Annotated in this window: 15 protein-coding genes and 1 tRNA gene; 10 read left to right on the top strand and 6 right to left on the bottom strand. The window is 34.5% G+C overall.

Annotated features, from left to right (window positions below; translation table 11 throughout):
* Positions 1-5 precede the first annotated feature (5 nt).
* The gene (locus tag RHAB15C_RS01880; protein ID WP_194844984.1) at positions 6-2,141 is read right to left on the bottom strand and encodes an HD family phosphohydrolase; all 2,136 of its coding nucleotides are present in this window, start codon (positions 2,139-2,141) and stop codon (positions 6-8) included.
* Positions 2,142-2,333: 192 nt separating this feature from the next.
* Here RHAB15C_RS01880 and dnaX point away from each other — a divergent pair, with 192 nt between their 5' ends.
* Positions 2,334-3,665: a DNA polymerase III subunit gamma/tau gene (gene dnaX, locus RHAB15C_RS01875; RefSeq protein ID WP_246587592.1), complete on the top strand. Its 1,332-nt coding sequence runs from the start codon at positions 2,334-2,336 to the stop codon at positions 3,663-3,665.
* A 5-nt stretch (positions 3,666-3,670) separates the two neighbouring features.
* Positions 3,671-3,955, top strand: a complete 285-nt coding sequence (locus RHAB15C_RS01870; protein WP_194844986.1) for a YbaB/EbfC family nucleoid-associated protein — start codon at positions 3,671-3,673, stop codon at positions 3,953-3,955.
* A 368-nt stretch (positions 3,956-4,323) separates the two neighbouring features.
* On the opposite strand, the gene ptsP is transcribed toward RHAB15C_RS01870, so the two are convergent.
* Genes ptsP through hprK form a run of 3 tightly spaced genes read right to left on the bottom strand, consistent with a single transcriptional unit; the run spans position 4,324 to position 7,339 of the window.
* Positions 4,324-6,123, bottom strand: a complete 1,800-nt coding sequence (gene ptsP / locus RHAB15C_RS01865) for a phosphoenolpyruvate--protein phosphotransferase (RefSeq protein ID WP_194844987.1) — start codon at positions 6,121-6,123, stop codon at positions 4,324-4,326.
* Complete coding sequence (locus RHAB15C_RS01860) at positions 6,124-6,393, bottom strand: HPr family phosphocarrier protein (protein WP_194844988.1); 270 nt, start codon at positions 6,391-6,393, stop codon at positions 6,124-6,126.
* Positions 6,365-7,339: an HPr(Ser) kinase/phosphatase gene (gene hprK / locus RHAB15C_RS01855; RefSeq protein ID WP_194844989.1), complete on the bottom strand. Its 975-nt coding sequence runs from the start codon at positions 7,337-7,339 to the stop codon at positions 6,365-6,367. The genes RHAB15C_RS01860 and hprK overlap by 29 nt, the downstream gene beginning before the upstream one ends.
* 235 nt (positions 7,340-7,574) lie before the next feature.
* On the opposite strand from hprK, the gene RHAB15C_RS01850 reads away from it, so the two are divergent.
* The 3 genes from RHAB15C_RS01850 to RHAB15C_RS01840 all read left to right on the top strand — a co-directional run bounded on the left by RHAB15C_RS01850 (position 7,575) and on the right by RHAB15C_RS01840 (position 11,167).
* Positions 7,575-8,831, top strand: coding sequence for an NAD(P)/FAD-dependent oxidoreductase (locus RHAB15C_RS01850; protein ID WP_194844990.1), 1,257 nt, complete (start codon positions 7,575-7,577; stop codon positions 8,829-8,831).
* A gap of 115 nt (positions 8,832-8,946) precedes the next feature.
* Positions 8,947-9,528, top strand: coding sequence for a hypothetical protein (locus RHAB15C_RS01845; protein ID WP_194844991.1), 582 nt, complete (start codon positions 8,947-8,949; stop codon positions 9,526-9,528).
* Positions 9,529-9,661: 133 nt separating this feature from the next.
* On the top strand, positions 9,662-11,167 hold the full coding sequence (locus tag RHAB15C_RS01840; RefSeq protein ID WP_194844992.1) for a ComEC/Rec2 family competence protein: 1,506 nt from the start codon (positions 9,662-9,664) through the stop codon (positions 11,165-11,167).
* On the opposite strand, the gene RHAB15C_RS01835 is transcribed toward RHAB15C_RS01840, so the two are convergent.
* A complete protein-coding gene (locus RHAB15C_RS01835) occupies positions 11,150-11,887 on the bottom strand; it encodes a hypothetical protein (protein ID WP_194844993.1) in 738 nt (245 codons plus the stop codon). The genes RHAB15C_RS01840 and RHAB15C_RS01835 overlap by 18 nt on opposite strands.
* A gap of 231 nt (positions 11,888-12,118) precedes the next feature.
* Between RHAB15C_RS01835 and RHAB15C_RS01830 the strand changes: the two genes are divergently transcribed.
* From RHAB15C_RS01830 to RHAB15C_RS01810, 5 genes are all read left to right on the top strand, one after another.
* Positions 12,119-12,192, top strand: a tRNA-His gene (locus RHAB15C_RS01830).
* A gap of 62 nt (positions 12,193-12,254) precedes the next feature.
* On the top strand, positions 12,255-13,034 hold the full coding sequence (locus RHAB15C_RS01825) for an undecaprenyl-diphosphate phosphatase (protein ID WP_194844994.1): 780 nt from the start codon (positions 12,255-12,257) through the stop codon (positions 13,032-13,034).
* 9 nt (positions 13,035-13,043) lie between these two features.
* Positions 13,044-15,398 (top strand): FtsK/SpoIIIE family DNA translocase, encoded by a 2,355-nt coding sequence (locus tag RHAB15C_RS01820; RefSeq protein WP_194844995.1) that lies wholly within the window; start codon positions 13,044-13,046, stop codon positions 15,396-15,398.
* Positions 15,385-15,738: a hypothetical protein gene (locus RHAB15C_RS01815; protein WP_194844996.1), complete on the top strand. Its 354-nt coding sequence runs from the start codon at positions 15,385-15,387 to the stop codon at positions 15,736-15,738. The genes RHAB15C_RS01820 and RHAB15C_RS01815 overlap by 14 nt, the downstream gene beginning before the upstream one ends.
* A gap of 6 nt (positions 15,739-15,744) precedes the next feature.
* Positions 15,745-17,076, top strand: a complete 1,332-nt coding sequence (locus tag RHAB15C_RS01810; protein ID WP_194844997.1) for a response regulator — start codon at positions 15,745-15,747, stop codon at positions 17,074-17,076.
* On the opposite strand, the gene RHAB15C_RS01805 is transcribed toward RHAB15C_RS01810, so the two are convergent.
* A complete protein-coding gene (locus RHAB15C_RS01805; RefSeq protein ID WP_194844998.1) occupies positions 17,065-17,847 on the bottom strand; it encodes an MBL fold metallo-hydrolase in 783 nt (260 codons plus the stop codon). The two genes, RHAB15C_RS01810 and RHAB15C_RS01805, sit on opposite strands and share 12 nt — an antisense overlap.
* Positions 17,848-17,929: the final 82 nt, after the last annotated feature.

Genomic DNA, 17,929 nt, shown 5'->3' with positions numbered 1-17,929 from the left:
GAGATCTAGTTTCTAGAGGGATATTTAATGCGTAGATGACGTGTAACAATTAAAGATTTAATAATCGCTCTTTTCACTTTTCCCAATTCTTCAAATGTTAATTGAGATTCATTAAATTGCCCATCTTCTGCTTTTTCATCTATTAACTTATCAATCATATCTGTAATGGATTCTTCTGTAAGCTCTTCCATAGAACGAGAAGCGGCTTCTATTGTATCAGCAATCATAATAATTGCTGATTCTCTACTACGTGGTTTAGGTCCTGGATAACGAAAAAGCTTTTCATTTACTTTATTCGCATCACTGCCCATTTGTTCCATTTGCTTACAATAAAAATAGTAAACCATTGTTGTTCCATGATGCTCTCGAATAATATCGATAAATCCTTGTGGAAGATGGTGTTTACGAGCTAATACTTCCCCTTCTGGCACGTGAGCAATAATTACCTGCGTTGATTCCATGGGAGTAAGTAGCTGATGGATATTAAATCCTCCAAATTGATTTTCTGTAAAATAATGAGGGTTAAACAATTTGCCGATATCGTGATATAGAGTAGCTACTCTGCAAAAAATCCCATTAGCTCCAATAGATCTAGCCCCTGCCTCTGCTAAATGCCCTACAACTAAACAATGCTGATATGTTCCTGGTGCTTCTAAGCTCAAACGATGTAATAACTCATGATTAGGATCCATATACTCCATTAAACTCATATCTGTTGTTATATGAAATAAGCTTTCTAAAATAGGTAATAGAGCAACCGTAAGAATAGCAATTGTACATAAAAACACAAAACAACTCATTATGTCTGGAATTAAATTAAAACCCCATAAGGCATTTTTAGCTAAATTCAAACCAAGTATAGGTAAAAGAATAGATAACCAAACCTTGCCAAAAACAGAAAATATTTGTCTTCTCTTATGCAAATTATGCGTAAATAAAACTGTGGTAAGCATCGCAATAAAATTGATTAAGATAAAAGGGATATAATTTACCGCTAAAACAGCTGAAAATAAAGATAAAAGAAATAAAGAAAAGATCAAAGCTAGTTGAGCTTCAAACAAAATACATATTAAGATAGAGGCAAAAGGCACTAGAATGGGAATACGGACAATCTCAATCAAATGATTTTCTTCAGATAGCAATAAATGCTCTGCTAAAGAAGAAAAAATTAAAGTCAGAATAAAAATTAACACTAAAAGAGCTAATTTACGTACCGATTGTAAAATTTCACGATAGAAAACATTTAAAAAAGCAATGACTGAAATGAGTAAGGATAAAGCTATTAAAAAACTGCTTAATAATGTCTTAAAAGCCCATCGGTTTCGAGATTCTGCTAACGTATGCTTCATAGATTTTAACATTGTTAGGTGGCGTTGAGAAACTCTTTCACCCACTTTAATAATTTGACTTCCCGGTTCGATATGAGTATAGCGTGGAGCAACTCGATCTTGAATACTATGTTTAATACTGCGCTCTAGAGAAAGGTCTTCTTGAAGAAGCCAAAACCGTTTAGAAAACTGTGCAAGAATAAAATCAATTGCCTCTGAATTTAAATGACCAATTTCCTTTAATCTTTCTTCTAATTTCTGCCAAAACCGCTCAGGTAAAATCTGCTGTTCCTCTATATTTTCTCTAGCTAGAGAAAGGACAGTAATTCCTTTGGTAGGGATATCAAGTCCATGCATTTTATTTAAGGTGCGTTGATTAGTAAAATGTGCCTGAATCAAAATTTCTTCTAACCGATCCAAAACAGTATAAAGATTTTCAAAAGTACTTTTACTTAATTTAGAACGCCAATTTGGATTTTGAATTAAAGAAAGCTCTAATTCTTTGCGATAGCTGCGGATTTGATTTTCATCTATGCGATAGAAGGAACTAATATCTCTTACAGCTTCTTGTTTTAATATTTTTGTAGCTTCAAGATCTGGAAAATCAAAAGCGATTTGAGCACTTATATAGCGCGGTGCTAGACTACCAACTTCGGGTAAATCAATTAAAACTTCTCGGTTATTAATAAAAAAAGTCAAAGAAATGAGCAAAAGTGAAAACAAGACAAACCGTTTGGCAAACTCATGGCCTTTAAACCACTTTCGCCATCCACGTGAATCTAATTGGTTTTCTTCAATTTCTGCTTCTTGCATAAGGGATTTAAGCGTTGAAAACGCCCTTTGAACCTATCTTTTCCATTATAACAGATTCTTAGCAATTAATAACTATCTTTTCTAGATATAAAAATTATTTTTGTACATTCCCTTAATTCTTTAACGATCTCTTTGGCTTCTAAATGCTTTTTTTGTATGATAATAAAATCGTCATTACAGCTAGAGGATTTAGTGAGTATTTCTTATAGAAAATATAGACCACAGCTTTTTGCAGATGTGCTTGGACAAGATGCAATTGTTACTACCTTAAAAAATGCTCTTTATAATTCAAGGTTAGCTCATGCATATCTTTTTTGTGGATTAAGAGGTACGGGAAAAACTTCCCTCTTGCGGATTTTAGCAAAAGCGCTGAACTGCCAAAATCTCAATGCAGAATCTGAGCCTTGTAACCAGTGTAGTTCTTGTTTAGATATTTTAAACAATTGTTCTCTGGACGTATTGGAAATTGACGGAGCATCTCATAGAGGCATTGATGATATCCGTCAAATGAATGAGACAATTGGCTATGCTCCAACGCACGGTAAATATAAAATATATATTATCGATGAAGTACATATGCTAACAAAAGAAGCTTTTAATGCCCTTCTTAAACCTCTTGAAGAACCTCCTCCTACTGTTAAATTCATCTTTGCTACTACAGAGTCGCATAAAGTTCTGCCAACTATTATTAGTCGCTGCCAACGGTTTGATCTTAATCGCATCTCTCCTGAATTAATTATCAAAAAACTCAAACAAATTTTAGAAAATCTAGAAATTTCTTATGAAGAAGAAGCTCTTTTTTTGATTTCTGAGTTATCTGATGGATCATTACGAGACGCAGAATCCCTACTTGACCAACTTATCTGTTTTGACAACTCTTGCATTACTGTAAAAAATGCCACTTCTACTTTTGCTTTAATTGATAAATCTATCTTTTTTAAATTAGATACAGCAGTGGAAGAATACGATCTTAAAGTTGCTTTTGAGTTATCTCATGATCTCTTTTCAAGTGGTAAAGATTTTTATTATTTTATTAACCAACTTCTTCAGCATTACCGCAATTTAATCCAATATAAATTGGATCGTTTTCCTATTTGTTTATTCGGGAACCAGCACAGCAATTACAAAGCATCTGTTGCTTACTACACTTTGGAGCAATGCTTGGATATTTTAGATTATCTGATTCATTGGCAACAAATGATTAGTAAAATCTCTGTAAAACAAATCTTAGTTGAAACCATCTTGTTATATATCATTCGTTCTAAATACCGCATGCATTCTTCTACACTTGTGCAACGCCTTATTCAATTAGAATCTAAATTATCTATACCAGCTACTCCATCTCCTGAGCCATTAGATCCAGTAGTTAAACCAATAGAAAATAGAAAATCTTCACCTTCCCCGACTATTCAAAAACCAAAATCTACCCCTACATCTTCACCTCCTGCACATCAAAGCCGATACGATACCTTATTGCGATTTGCTGCTGTAGAACTAGAAGCTGTAATTAAAAAGGAGTCATAATTTATATGGGCAGCGGTTATTCAAAAGCAAAAAAACAAGCAAAGCTTATGGAGCAGCAACTCGAAACAATGCGCAATGAATTACAAAACAAAAAAGTAACAGGGACAAGCTCAGCTAGCCTTGTTACAGTTGTGTTAAATGGAGAAAAAGAACTTCTAGAAATAAAAATTAAACCAGAATGTTTAGATCCCAATGATCCTGAAGGGGTGCAAGATTTAATCAAAGCAGCTTGTGAAGATGGCTATCGACAGCTATCTAGTGAACCAAGCCCTCTTCCATTTGGCTTCTAATTTTTAAAGCTTTTCTTAAGATACCGCTCTCACACTTCTAAATAATGTTAACAACTAATCGACCTAAACTTTGATTTTGGGTCGATAAGTCTTATATTAATTGGCCTAAGATATTAACGAAGCAAAAAACAACTTGTTGACAGTGCTGCTATTATTTACATAGGTAATTACTTTTACGACCTTTCTCATTTATCTCTCGAGGAAAGAAAAAAATAATTTTGATGATTTTGAAAGTATTGACCTCATATCACTTCGAGAGAGGATTTTCCCTGTAAGAAACTTTGATTATACCAAATAACCTGGAGAATAAGAAGGTCTTTTAAATCCTTTTGCAAGTTATAAAAAATCATCCATGCAGATAAAGCCGATTATTTTTTTGAATAAAGATTGTCACACAAATATGCAGGAATATGTATAGAGTTAAGATAGTTTTGTAATACCTCAAAAATTTGTGAAGAAGAATCCATTTCCAACACTGTTTGTGCTAGAATAGCTGCATCTTTAAGATGAATTTGCTTAATCACATATCTAATAGCTGGAATATAGCGAGGAGAACAGGAAAAGATTCTCAGTCCTAATCCCATCAATAGAGCAACAAAAAGAGGGTTAGAAGCAATCTCTCCGCAAATGGAGACATCTCTTTTATTTTGCATAGCCTCAGAGGTAATCATTTTAATCATACGGATAATACTCGGGTGAATAGAATAATTGAAATCACTTTCTACATAATCGCTACGATCTATTCCTAAGCTATATTGTATAAGATCATTGGTCCCAATAGATAAAAAATCACAATGTCTTGCTAAAGCACCAGAAATGAATACAGCAGATGGGATTTCAACCATACATCCTAAAGGTAGATTTGGTTTATATAAAGCCCCTTCTTGAGATAGTTCTTGAGACACTTGTTCTATCAAAATACGCGATTCCTCTAGTTCGATAAGATCGCTGATTAAAGGTAATAAAATGCGTACATTTCCATGATATGCTACTCGTAAAATAGCTCTTAATTGCATACGGAAAATATCTTTATGTAAAAGAAGAAAACGAATACCTCGGTATTTAGATACAGAATTATCTGTATTAAAGGAGTGTAGAAACTGTGGAATTTTATCTCCTCCAATATCAAAAACACGAATAGTTACTGGCATATCAACAGCTTTCTGAATAATTTTCGAATAAAACTCATATTGATGTTCTTCTGAAAAAGAAAAATGATTATTTTGGAAGAAAAGATATTCTGTACGAAATAAACCAACCCCTTTAGCTCCCAGCTTTGTCAACTGTTCAACATCATGTAGATGACCTACATTTGCTAACACTTCTATAGAATGCCCATCTTTTGTTTGTAAAATAGAATCTGTATTCACATGAAGTTTCTTAACCCATTTCTGTAAATTGTTTCTACGATTCTGATATTCTGCTAAAGTTTTATCATTAGGGTTTAAAATAATTTCCCCACTATATCCATCTACAATAACGCATTGGATCAGGCATAAGCGTAGATTGTTTAAATTAATACAAGTCACATAAGGAATGCCTTTTGATCTAGCAATAAGTGCTGTATGTGAACTAGTTCCTCCTTCTTCCGTAACAAAAGCAATCACACGAGGATATTCAGCAACCGCTGCATGGGAAGGAATTAAATCTTTTGCAAAAATGATAGACTCAGCTGGAACATTAAGCCAAGGAGTTTGCCCTTGAAAGCAAAGATGCCTAAGAACTCTTTTTGCTAAGTCTACTATATCAACCCATCTATCTTGAAAAAGGCTATCTTTTATACAAGAAAAACGAATCTCATAATCTGTAATAACAGAATGAAAAACCGCTTCGATGTTTTGCAGCATATACCGAATCTTTTCTTCCACTTGAGTGGTTAAACAAGGATCTCTCAAAATTTGAATTTGCGCATCAATGATAGTAGCGGCTTCTTTGGAACCTTTATAGGTTAAATATTTAGAAAGTTTTTTAAGATCTTCTCTGCTGCACCTTAAAGCTATGTGATAACGCTGGATCTCTTGATCAACTTCATTTAATGTAATGGGGAAATTAGGAATGGGGTTGTCTACATTTTCCAGGAAAAAGGGATAACCTATTGCAATTCCTTCGCTAACCGAATAGCCTTGAACCCGAATTTCTTGAGCTTTATCTTCTTGCTTTTTGGACATTTACTGCTCTCCAAAATGGTTCTCAAATCCATCAACTAGCTTCTCCATAGTTTCTTGAGCATCATCTCCTTCTACAAAGATAGTAATCAAAGAGTTTTTTGTTGCAGCTAACATCAAAATGCTCATAATACTCCGTGCATTAATTGTTTCTTTACGATAGGTAAAAGAAACAGCAGACTTTGTCCCTTGTAGTAATCTAACAATCCCGGTAGCTGGTCTAGCATGCAATCCCATTGCATTTTTAACTCTCACTTTGCGTATGAGCTTCACAGATTTTAGCCCTCTTACTCTGTTTTCTAGAAATACTTTCTAATAGCTTAGCATTGAATTCTCGAGCAGAGTGGTACCCCATTTCTTTTAATCTTTGATTCAAGACAATGGTTTCAATTAGCAAAACAATATCTCGACCTTGCTTAACAGGAATCACATGAAAAGGAACTTTGATTCCAAGAATATCATAATATTTTTCATCTAAACCCACTCGATCATAAAACCTACGCTCATCCCATTCTTCTAGTTTTATAATGAGATCGATTGCTTTCTCATCTCTTACACATACCGCTCCATAGAGATGAGCTACATTGATAATGCCAATTCCTCGAATTTCAAGTAAGTGACGCGTTAATTCAGGGCCTGATCCTTGAAGAGAAGATCCTTCTCGCAGGCGAATACGCACAACATCATCAGAAATTAAGCGATGTCCTCTTTCAATTAATCCTAAAGCAGCTTCGCTTTTACCTACTGAGGAATCTCCTTGTATCAATACCCCTACTCCAAAAGCTTCTACTAAAGTTCCATGACAACTCATAGTTAAAGAGAATTCTTCATTGAGTATTAGTGTCATTTTACTAACTAAGCTCATGGTGGAACCTTGAGCTTGAAACAAAGGAATTTTTGCTTCTGCGCAAATGCGCACCAGCTCTTTTAAAGATGTGTAACGACCAGCTAAAATAACAGCGGGAGTTCGAGGAGTTAGAATTGCTTGTAATCTACTTAATCGTAGTTTTTTATCGAGATCTCTAAGATAGCGTGCTTCAACGTTACCAAATACTAAGATTCTTTGACTGGCATAATTCTTTAGATATCCGGATAAGCTAAGACCTGGCCGATGTACTTCCGGTACTTTAATTTGACGGTTTAAACCTGATTCTCCTGCAATTAATTTTAATCCAAGTTGTGGTCCATATTTTTGGAAAAGGTCTTGAACACAATACATGCAGTCACTTAAGGTAAACGCAAATCGCTGCTCCAACGGATTTTTCAGCTTTAGCGCAATATGATGTTAAAATTTTTATCTTTGTAAAGGTGATTTTATTGAGAAGTAGGCTTTCTTGCAAATCAAAAAGAAATATATTCTCCTGATAAAAGAATCTTGCAAAGATTTTACTTTTCCTCTTATTTAAATAAAAACAAGAAGACTAATTTCATAATAATAAAATGAAAGTAATTTTATGACTAAAAGCAGAATAATTATTATTGGTGGAGGCTTTGGAGGATTAAATGCCGCTAAAGCTTTAAAAAAAGCTAATGTAGATATTTTATTAATCGATAAGATGAACTATCATCTATTTCAACCTCTTTTATACGAAGTAGCTACAGCAGCCCTATCTCCTGGAGAAATCGCAACACCTCTAAGAGAAATTCTTAGAAACCAAGAAAATGTCTCTGTAATTATGGGTGAGGTAACCGATATCAATACCGCACAAAAGCAAGTGATCCTTTCTAATCAAGCGTGGTTTGAGTATGATTATTTAATCATCGCAACCGGAGCTCGTCACAGCTATTTTGGCAATGATCAATGGGAAGCATTTGCTCCTGGTTTAAAAACCATTCCCGATGCTTTAAATATTCGCGAACAAATCTTGATCTCATTTGAAAAAGCAGAAAGAGCGGATTTTGGGTCCATTTTGCCTTATCTAACATTTGTAATCATTGGAGGAGGACCTACTGGAGTAGAAATGGCAGGCGCTATTGCTGAAATTGCTTATAAAACCATGTTTAAAAACTTTCGTAAAATTAACCCAGAGAAAGCACAGATCTTTTTAATAGAAGCATGCCCCAATATTCTACCTAGTTATCCTGAAAGATTATCCAAACGGGCTAAAAAAGATCTTGAAAAACTCGGAGTTCAAGTACTGAATAGCACAAAAGTAACCAACATTGATGACTCAGGCGTTCAAATAGCAGATAGGTTTATTGCTTCAAAAAACATCGTCTGGGCTGCAGGCAATCAAGCATCCAAATTACTTAAACACTTAAATACTCCTCTAGATCGAGCAGGTCGTGTGATTGTTGAATCTGACTTAACTCTACCTAACTTTCCAGAAGCATTTGTCATTGGAGACGCTGCACATGTGAAGTACAAAAATAAGCTCCTTCCGGGAATTGCGCCTGTAGCTATTCAACAAGGGCGTTATGTAGCAAAAACCATTACGCAAGATCTAGATAAAAAAAATAGAAAACCTTTTAAATATTTCGATAAAGGAAGCATGGCTACTATTGGAAAAGCCAAAGCCATTGCTTTTATTGGGAAACTTCAATTTACCGGCTTTATTGCCTGGCTCATGTGGGCATTTATTCACCTTATCTATCTCATTGGGTTTCGTGATCGCTTTATCGTATTAATAGAATGGGTAATGGCCTTGATTTCTGGTAAAAGAGGCGTAAGACTCATCTACAGTCGCTCTATCGATGAAACAAAAGAATAAATTTATATGTTTTTAAGTAACAATTTTCTATACTGTTATTTTTAGTTCTAATTTGTTCGTGTTTAATAATAATTAAAATATAAAATATAATAAAAAACTTTTACTAAGGAGACTTATGACGATAAAATTTCACCCAGTTCTACAAATCCAAAAAAACCCACATACAGTAACTGTTGATTTATCATCTTCATCATCCAATCGTTCTTGGCTAGCAAGAAAAAAGATTGTCATTGGAAGTATCACTGGTGTTGCAGTAGCAGCTGCTACAGCGTATTTTTTTATTAATCAAGCACTTACAGAAACTGCATTTTCTTCTAATACTACTGAGACTTCTACTTTTTTTATTAATCAAGCACTTACAGAAACTGTATTTTCTTCTAATACTACTGAGACTTCTACTGAGTATTTTACTGATTCCACGGAACTTCCAATGAACGAAAGTATTCGATCTTTACATAACATAGTTAAGCTTGTTACAACAGGACCTGATTACTATGACAATTGCGCTTCTGCTTTTCAAGCTCATTGGGCACGTTTTAAAGAATGTGGTACAACTGTAAATGACTGTATGAAAAATTCTATAAAATTATTTGATAAATTATTTTGCAAACCATCTACTCACTCTTTTGGATATGTAGATGATCGTAGCAAAGCATGCGAGAAGAATTATTTTGCGTTAGCAAGATGTAATATGTAAAACATATTTTCAAGTAATTCTATCTTAAATGAGGCGCATTTCTGTAAAAAAGGTGTCTTATAAGTTATTATGATAGACTAGATGTATCTTTCTATAAGATATTTAATGAAATACTATCCAAAAGAGTATGTTTTTGAATATCTACCAAGCTTACTGCAATTTTTGGCTAAAACACCCTGCGCTTCTTATAGGGGTTTCTCTCTTAATAGGAAGCGCTTGTTGTTTAGGTTTTCAATTTTATTATCTGGTGGTTTTAGCAGCTCTTATTCTTACTACAAGAAAAAATCTAAAGCTTTTTTGTTTAACAACTATTGCTATTCTAATCAGTTTTGTATCTATTTTGTTTCGTTATCCTGAAATAACACTTACTTCTGAAAAGACTTTAGGAGTAGGTAAATTCAAACCCCAATCGATTAAAATGGTCTGTTCCCCTTTTTATCGCTCTTTACTTTATCAGGGAACGCTAATCGATTTTCAAACGAAAGAACAAACGTATCATAATATCCCTTGCTCTATTTACCTGCCTATTTATGGTAAAAGACCTGTTTGTGATGCGATTTATGAAATAGAAGGCACTCTACAGCAAAAATCTTCTCACCTTTTTGTATTAAAACCAACGAAGAAAAAACCTTGGAAAAGGAAAGCTCCTTTTTTAAGTCTCATTGAATGGCGCTTTTCGGCTAAACAGCTAATCTCTAAATATATTCATAAACAGGTATCAGATCAAACAACAGCTGTCTTCTTAAGTGCTTTGGTTACTGGACAAGTCGATGAAAGATTATTAACGATGCAGTTTGGCAAATTAGGACTACAACATCTGCTCGTCATTTCAGGTTTTCATTTTGCATTACTAGCTTATTTGCTAAGAAGTGTGTTCAGCTGTTTACTTCCTTACAAGATAACTGCTTTGATGACTCTTTTATGCCTTAGCTTCTATTATGTTTTCCTAGGTGACTCTCCTTCTATTCAAAGAGCGTATATTGCAATTGCTACTCTTTTAACAGGAGAATTAATCGGCTACCCCTCTTCTGGACTCAATGCTATTGGTTTAGGATTAATGTTCGAGCTATTTGTATCGCCTCTGAGCATTTTAGAGCTGGGATTTCAACTCACTTTTCTTTGCACTTTGGCTATCCTTTTACTATACCAACCGACAGAAAATCTATTGAGCTATTTTCTACCCAAACGCACCGAAAAAGAGCGCAAGGAAATGCCTCTTATAGACAAATATGCCTACAGTGTTTTGCATCTCTTGCGTAGTTCTTTTTCAGTGAATATTGCAGTTCACATTGCAACAGTTCCTTTATTACTCTACCTGTTTCATCAATTTCCCTTGCTTAGTATCGTTTACAATCTTTTCTTTCCCTATTGCGTAGCTCTTTCTTGCATCCTGCTATTCCCTAGCCTTATTTTATATTTTATACCTAAGGTATGCTCTTTTATATTCAAGCTGAATGAACTTTTTTCTACATCCATTTTGCATATCACATCCTATCCTCCTCTAAAACTACAGTTTAGTTTACGTACAGATGTGATAACGCCCACTATGCTCTGTTTATATCTAACAGTGCTTTTTTTGGGAGCGATCGCTTTTCATGAAAAAAATTCTTTGCAAAAGACCTCAAATCTGATCTTTTAAAAGAAATAGTTCTGCTTTAATAAAGATAGAGCGTTTTTCTAAATGAGCTCTAATAGACTCAATGGATTTAAGTGATTCAGTAGAATGCATATCTAGGCTAAATTTTGGATTAGATTTCTTTATCAGTTTTTTATATTTTCTAGGTAGTTCTTTATAGATTTTTTTGTTATTTATTTGGATTTTGGGACTTTCTTTATCTTTAGTAGAATCTAGTATGTATAAAAATGCAGCTAATTTACTCGAGGAGGATTTTAAATTTTTAAAAGCATTTAGTATTAAATTAAATTGCACATCAAAATTCACTTGATCTGGACTATATACATTTAGTATTTTAGTTGTGTCTTTAATTTTTTGAAGATTTTTAGCATCTCTTTTTTTAAAGCTACCTTCTATCGTTAATAAAGATTTCTCTGATACCAATTCTGTTTTTTGCTGAGGATTACTAATATTTGATTTTTGAATACGTATTGCTCCATCTATTGTAGCATATATAGGTTCATCTATTGTAACATTTACTGGTTCGCTATATACCGATTCTTTATTATCTACCGGTTCACTATATAATGCTTGAATAATCAACTCATCTATTGTTTCATGTATAGGTTTGTTAACATAAATTGGCTCATTTATATTTTCTTTGCTGTCACAACGTAGAAAATCTTGCTTCAGAATTTCAGAGCTTTTCAGGTTCCTTAAACAATTTTCATCTAAACCTGTCATATTTACTCCTTTTTTAATAGTAAATTTATAAAATACAATTATTAATTAAATAAAACAGACTTCTTATGATTAATTATAATTAATAGATAAAATAAATTCAAATTAAATATTCTTTTTTTATTTGTTGTTAATATATACATTAGACTTTTTAATGGAGCGTATTCTGCCTTATTTTACTGAAGTGATTTGACGCAAAAACAACTTTTAAGATAAACTAACACGCTTATTGTGGCGGTCGTAGCTCAGCTGGTTAGAGCACTGGATTGTGGTTCCAGATGTCGCGGGTTCGAACCCCGTCGATCGCCCAAATTCTTGCTATCTCCTGTTCAATTATGCTAAGTTAAATTTGTAGACTAAGGAGATTTTCATGTCTTTATTAGAAGCTTTTTTGTTAGGTCTAATGCAAGGATTAACTGAATTTTTTCCGGTTAGCTCCTCAGCACATCTTGCATTATTTAAATTGATGCTTGGTATCCAAGATACAGAAACCCAAGTTATTTTAAGTCTTTTCTGCCATTTAGGCACTCTCTTAGCGGTTATTGTCTTCTTAAAACAAGATATTCTAACCATTTTGCGAACAGATCGTAAAAAGGCTCTTCTGCTTTTTTTAGCAATAATTCCTCTTATTCCTTGCTATTTACTGGTTCAACCATTTAAAGATTGGGTTTTTAATCCTAATTTTCTTGGGCTTGGTTTAATGCTTACAGGTTTTGTGTTACTGATAGGTCATTTTTGGCGCTTAAAAATACCCATTGAAACTTCTTTTAAAAAACGCACACATGATGCTCTCTACATTGGAGCCATGCAGTCGATTGCTCTAATTCCTGGTGTATCGCGTAGCGCTTCTACTATTTGTTGCGCTCGTGTTTTGGGATGGGAAACAAGCGATGCCGTACGTTTTTCTTTTTTACTCTCTATTCCTACTATTATCGGTGGTAACTGTTTAGAACTTTTACAAATAGCTATACGCGATGCTCCTAAAGATTTTTCCCTAATGGCTTGTGTAGTGGGGCTTATTACTTCTTGCCTAGTTGGGTTACTTGTCATTCGCTTTGCTTTTTCTATTTTAGAGAGAGGAAATTTTAAACCCTTTGCTTGGTATTGTCTTATTCTTGGTTTTTGCAGTGCTATTTATTTAAACTATTAGGAGTTGATAGTGAATAAAAATACATCTTTTAAAAAAAAATCTAAAATAGTACATCCAGAAGCAAGAGGGCTGATCTTATTAGCACTCACTGTGATCGTTTTACTAAGTTTGATCAGTTTTCGATTCGATGCTCCTCATCAGAATTGGTTAGGCCTCATTGGTTGGGGATTGGGATTTGGCTTTAACTATCTTTTTGGAATAAGTAGTTATCTCATTGTTGGTTTTGGCTTGTGGCTTGGTTGGGAGCTAATCCTCAATCAAAAATCTATATATATTCCATCTAAACTTTTCTGCTTCCTGATTCTGTGTTTTTCTTGTTGTTTTTTACTGAATTTACTAGCAGAAAACAAATGGCCTTACGCTCAGTTATTTGAAAACAGGGTGTATACAGAATCGCATTTTTTTGAACTCCCCTATCCTTATTCTACTGTTCGTTATAATTTAGGAGGAGTTCCTTTGTATTATTTATATAAGGATATCCCTACATTTAATTTACAGCATATGTTAAGCGATGTAGGAATCATTCTTACTTTTTCTATAACAACTTGCGTATCCTTTTTATTCTTAATGGAAATTGAATTACTTGCCATTGGCAGAAAACTTAAATCTTCTGCTATCTTTTTAAAGAATAAGCTCCTTAACAAAATCTCTCAAAAAAAAATACCTCCTACGATTAAAAGCGCTTCTGAGATTGAGAGTTTACTTTCACAGCGCTCTATCACTCCTCCTTATTTACAGACAAAACCTAAAGAAAGACCAGAAAAAGAGATAAAAATTCGCACGATGGCGGATATTGAGCCTATTAAAAAAAAACAACCCATAGAAGTTAAGCTAAGTAAAAGGCAAATAGCGCTTAATGCACAATGCGTTGTCAATGGAGATTATACAACATACCAAATTCCTCCTGCCTCTTTATTGAATCATCCTAAAAAAATAGATCAGCCACTTCTAAAAAAAGAATTAAAAAAACAAGCTGAGGTACTTCAAGATACTTTAATGAGTTTTGGAATCGAAGCTAAAGTTGGTGAAATCAATTGCGGTCCCACTATTACCTCTTTTGAAGTACATCCAGCAATTGGAGTAAAAGTACAAAAGATCAAAACGCTAGAAAATGACATCGCTCTAAATCTACAAGCTAAATCCATCCGCATTATTGCTCCTATTCCGGGTAAAGCAGCAGTAGGGGTAGAAATCCCTTCTATTTATCCCCAAGAAGTGAGTTTTAAAGAGTTGCTAACCCAGTATCAAAGTCATATACGTAAAATGATGGTTCCTCTTTTGCTGGGTAAAACAGTCTCAGGAGATAGTGTGATTAGCGATTTAAGTAAAATGCCTCACTGTCTCATTGCAGGGGCAACAGGTTCGGGAAAATCCGTTTGCGTAAATACTTTGATCATGTCCATTCTTATGAATGCGCGCCCCGATGAAATCAAGCTAGTGATGATCGATCCTAAAAAAGTAGAGCTAACCCCCTATACTAATCTACCTCACATGCTAGCACCTGTTATTACAGAACCGCATGGAGCTTATGCAGCTTTGAGTTGGCTTGTAAAAGAGATGCAAACCCGCTACGATATTTTAAAACAATTAGGAGTACGAAACATCACCGCTTTTAATAATAGGCAGATCAATCAAGAGTTAGAAAGCTCTTTGAATACTCCTATTCCTGCCAAAATGTATGCAATTGTAGCTATTATTGATGAGTTTGCTGATCTTATGATGGCCTCTAGCTCTGATTTAGAAACTCCTATTGCTCGTATTGCGCAAATGGCTCGTGCAGTGGGGATACATCTTATATTAGCAACACAAAGACCATCTAGAGAAGTGATTACAGGTCTTATTAAAGCAAATTTTCCCACTCGAATCGCTTTTAAAGTAGCTAGTCGGATTAACTCGCAAATCATTCTAGATGACGTAGGAGCAGAAAGTCTTTTAGGCAATGGCGATATGCTTTTTTTACCTCCTGGCACATCTACTTTAATTCGTTCTCAAGGAGTATATATTAGCGATGAAGAGATCAACCGAGTCGTCTCTTTCATATGCAATCAAAGCCCTCCGAATTATTTGATAGAATCTTTTGACAAAATGCGTTTTGAAGATCTATCTTCTGAAGAAGGAGCAGAAAGCACTCCTCGTGATATGCTATATGAACAAGCGCTTAACTTAGTTGTAGAAACAGGAACTGCATCAACAACTTTTCTGCAACGCAAATTGAAAATCGGATATGCAAGAGCTGCCTCTTTAATGGATGAACTAGAAAGTAAAAAAATAATTAGCTCGCAAGAAGGAGCAAAACCTAGAAGGATTTTAGTTGATCCTAAAGATTCTTTGCTTAAACCAAATAAGGTAAATGACACAGAATAATCCCTCTGATGAAAATACAAGCCATCCCGATATCCCACTATTACCTCGTTTAAAGTTCATGGGATACATACTCTATGGATTTGCTTGTATTACTCTATCTGTAGCTGTTTTTGCACCCAAATCCGACTCTATTTATACTGAACTTGCACAAGATAACGTAACCACTCCTCAGGAAATGGAGCAAGACTCTGGTTTAAGCCTTCTTATAGAAGATGAATCTCTTCTAGAGCTTGATCCCAGAGAGATTTTTAATTTTTTCTATGTAAGCGCTTTATTTACTGTAGTAGGAACTTCTTGCTTTTGGCTCTTTTATAAAAAGAAAAAAAATCTACAGGTTTAATCATTGATGAATAGAAAAGAGTTTAAAAAAGTTCTTTTGGCTGATTCTGATCGGAAATTACAACAACATATTAAGCAAGCTAGAGAAACAAACCAATATCACTTTGCGTTCGCAGCTTCAGGAACAGAAGTTTTGGAAAAAATACCGCGCTTTCAACCCGATCTAGTAGTTGTAGAGCTTATGTTACCCCATATTCATGGAATCGAAATCTTAAAAAGAATCCGGACAGGTTCTTTTAACAAACAAATAGGCGTTATTTTCCTAGCAGATCATATAATGACACAAGCTTATCAAGCTGCTTTAAGAAATGGCTGTGATTACTTACTTGAAAAACCTTTTTCTTTAACCTCCTTTTTTTCTATTCTATCCCATTTTTTCAAAGGAGACCTCACCCCCATTCCTTTAAAAAATAAAGAAATCAGCACATCTCATGCTTATTTACCTAAGGCTCATTCGAACCGTTCCTATCTCAAGTTTTGGGGAACTCGCGGCTCTAATGGGGTATCAGGTTCTTCTTATGTTCACTTTGGAGGAAATACCTCTTGTTTAGAGCTGCGGCATGGTAAAGATTTACTGATCATCGATGCAGGTAATGGCATTCGTCCATTAGGCCTGCATTTAGCACAGATAGATTCTATAAAAGATATCCATTTATTAATTAGCCATACACACTGGGATCATGTTTCCGGTTTTCCCTTTTTTGCTCCCTTATATGATGCTAGTTATCGTATTCATATCTGGGCTCCCATTGGCTTTGATAAAACTATTCACGACTTATTTGCAGAAATGTTAGTCCATTCTTTATTTCCTATAAATTTAGAAGAAATTAAAGCTCAGTTAATTTTTAAAAACATTTATGAAAGAATTCCTTTTCATATTGGCTCTTTTGAAATTGATACACATTATGCTCTGCACCCAGGAGCTACACTATGCTTTAAAATTACCTGTGCAAAAACCACCTTTGGGTATGCTACCGATAATGAGTTCTTAATGGGGTATCATGGCAAGCCACAGGCAGTTACCTCTTCTCATTCTTTACTACAAAAATATTTCAGCTTAATTTCCTTTTTTAAAGGATGCAATTTTCTAATCCATGAAGCACAGTATACCCCTTCAGAATATCAACACAAAGTGGGTTGGGGACATTCCTCTGTTGCAAACGCCTCTGTCCTCATCAAACATACAGATACTTCTCACTGGATTGTTACTCATCATGATCCTATGCATACAGATGAAAACTTATTACATAAAATTCAACTGCATCGAGATGTTTTAATCGATTGCAATATGGATTGTCATTTTGAAATGGCTTTTGATGGCCTCTTACTACCGTTTTAAAAACAAAATAGGTTGACTACAGTGCTGTTGAAAAGCAATGCACACCTTAGTCTCTGCCTGTAAGATTTCAAGTTTTTTTTGCACGATTGCTAATGCCACATCAGGATGATTACATTCACTAGAAAGATGCGCTAAGTAGACCTGTTTAAGGTTTGGATGAAAGATTTGCTCAATTAAAGAGCTACACTCTTCATTAGAAAGATGCCCCTGACGCCCTAAAACTCTTTGCTTATAAATAGCAGGGCGCGCACTTGCATAAACCATCGAAGGTTGATGATTGGCCTCTACATATAAATAATCACATTTCTTCAAAATCTGTACAATGGAAGTAGAAATAAAACCTAAATCTGCACAAACACCTATTTTTAACCCCTTTAAATGAAGAGTAAATCCCACTGGATCTGCTGCATCATGAGGAATAGAAAAAGGAAGAATTTCAATGTCTCCAAATGAAAAATATTCCCCTGTAGAAAAAATCTTAAAGCGAGGGATTTTCTTGACATAAGAAGCAATAGCACAAGCTGTATCGCTATTTACAAACACAGGAATTTGATCTTCCCAAGCTAAACGCTCTAAGCCTTTAATATGATCTGTGTGCTCATGAGTGATTATAACTGCATCGATTTGACTTAAATGCACACCAATTAATCTTAATCTCTCTTTTAGGATTTTTATACCAATTCCTGCATCGATTAAAAGCTTTGTCTTTTCAGTTCCAATATAGAGGCAATTACCTTTAGAACCAGATGCAAGAGGGCAAAAACCAATCATCTTCTTTTTCCTTAAATTCCAAGATAACTGTTTTAGCAAGAAAACAGAGATTTGTACAAGCTAAGAAAAAAACTCTCTCTTT

This window comes from Candidatus Rhabdochlamydia porcellionis (assembly GCF_015356815.2).
Taxonomy (GTDB): domain Bacteria; phylum Chlamydiota; class Chlamydiia; order Chlamydiales; family Rhabdochlamydiaceae; genus Rhabdochlamydia; species Rhabdochlamydia porcellionis.
This window is presented reverse-complemented; position numbering and strand designations above follow the sequence as displayed.

What these genes read in the sequence shown, in the direction of transcription:
- RHAB15C_RS01835 (WP_194844993.1), bottom strand. Translation starts at nt 11,887, where the DNA reads ATGACAGGTTTAGATGAAAATTGTTTAAGGAACCTGAAAAGCTCTGAA.
- RHAB15C_RS01825 (WP_194844994.1), top strand. Translation starts at nt 12,255, where the DNA reads ATGTCTTTATTAGAAGCTTTTTTGTTAGGTCTAATGCAAGGATTAACT.
- RHAB15C_RS01810 (WP_194844997.1), top strand. Translation starts at nt 15,745, where the DNA reads ATGAATAGAAAAGAGTTTAAAAAAGTTCTTTTGGCTGATTCTGATCGG.
- RHAB15C_RS01805 (WP_194844998.1), bottom strand. Translation starts at nt 17,847, where the DNA reads ATGATTGGTTTTTGCCCTCTTGCATCTGGTTCTAAAGGTAATTGCCTC.
- hprK (WP_194844989.1), bottom strand. Translation starts at nt 7,339, where the DNA reads ATGTATTGTGTTCAAGACCTTTTCCAAAAATATGGACCACAACTTGGA.
- RHAB15C_RS01880 (WP_194844984.1), bottom strand. Translation starts at nt 2,141, where the DNA reads ATGCAAGAAGCAGAAATTGAAGAAAACCAATTAGATTCACGTGGATGG.
- RHAB15C_RS01815 (WP_194844996.1), top strand. Translation starts at nt 15,385, where the DNA reads ATGACACAGAATAATCCCTCTGATGAAAATACAAGCCATCCCGATATC.
- RHAB15C_RS01850 (WP_194844990.1), top strand. Translation starts at nt 7,575, where the DNA reads ATGACTAAAAGCAGAATAATTATTATTGGTGGAGGCTTTGGAGGATTA.
- RHAB15C_RS01845 (WP_194844991.1), top strand. Translation starts at nt 8,947, where the DNA reads ATGACGATAAAATTTCACCCAGTTCTACAAATCCAAAAAAACCCACAT.
- RHAB15C_RS01870 (WP_194844986.1), top strand. Translation starts at nt 3,671, where the DNA reads ATGGGCAGCGGTTATTCAAAAGCAAAAAAACAAGCAAAGCTTATGGAG.
- ptsP (WP_194844987.1), bottom strand. Translation starts at nt 6,123, where the DNA reads ATGTCCAAAAAGCAAGAAGATAAAGCTCAAGAAATTCGGGTTCAAGGC.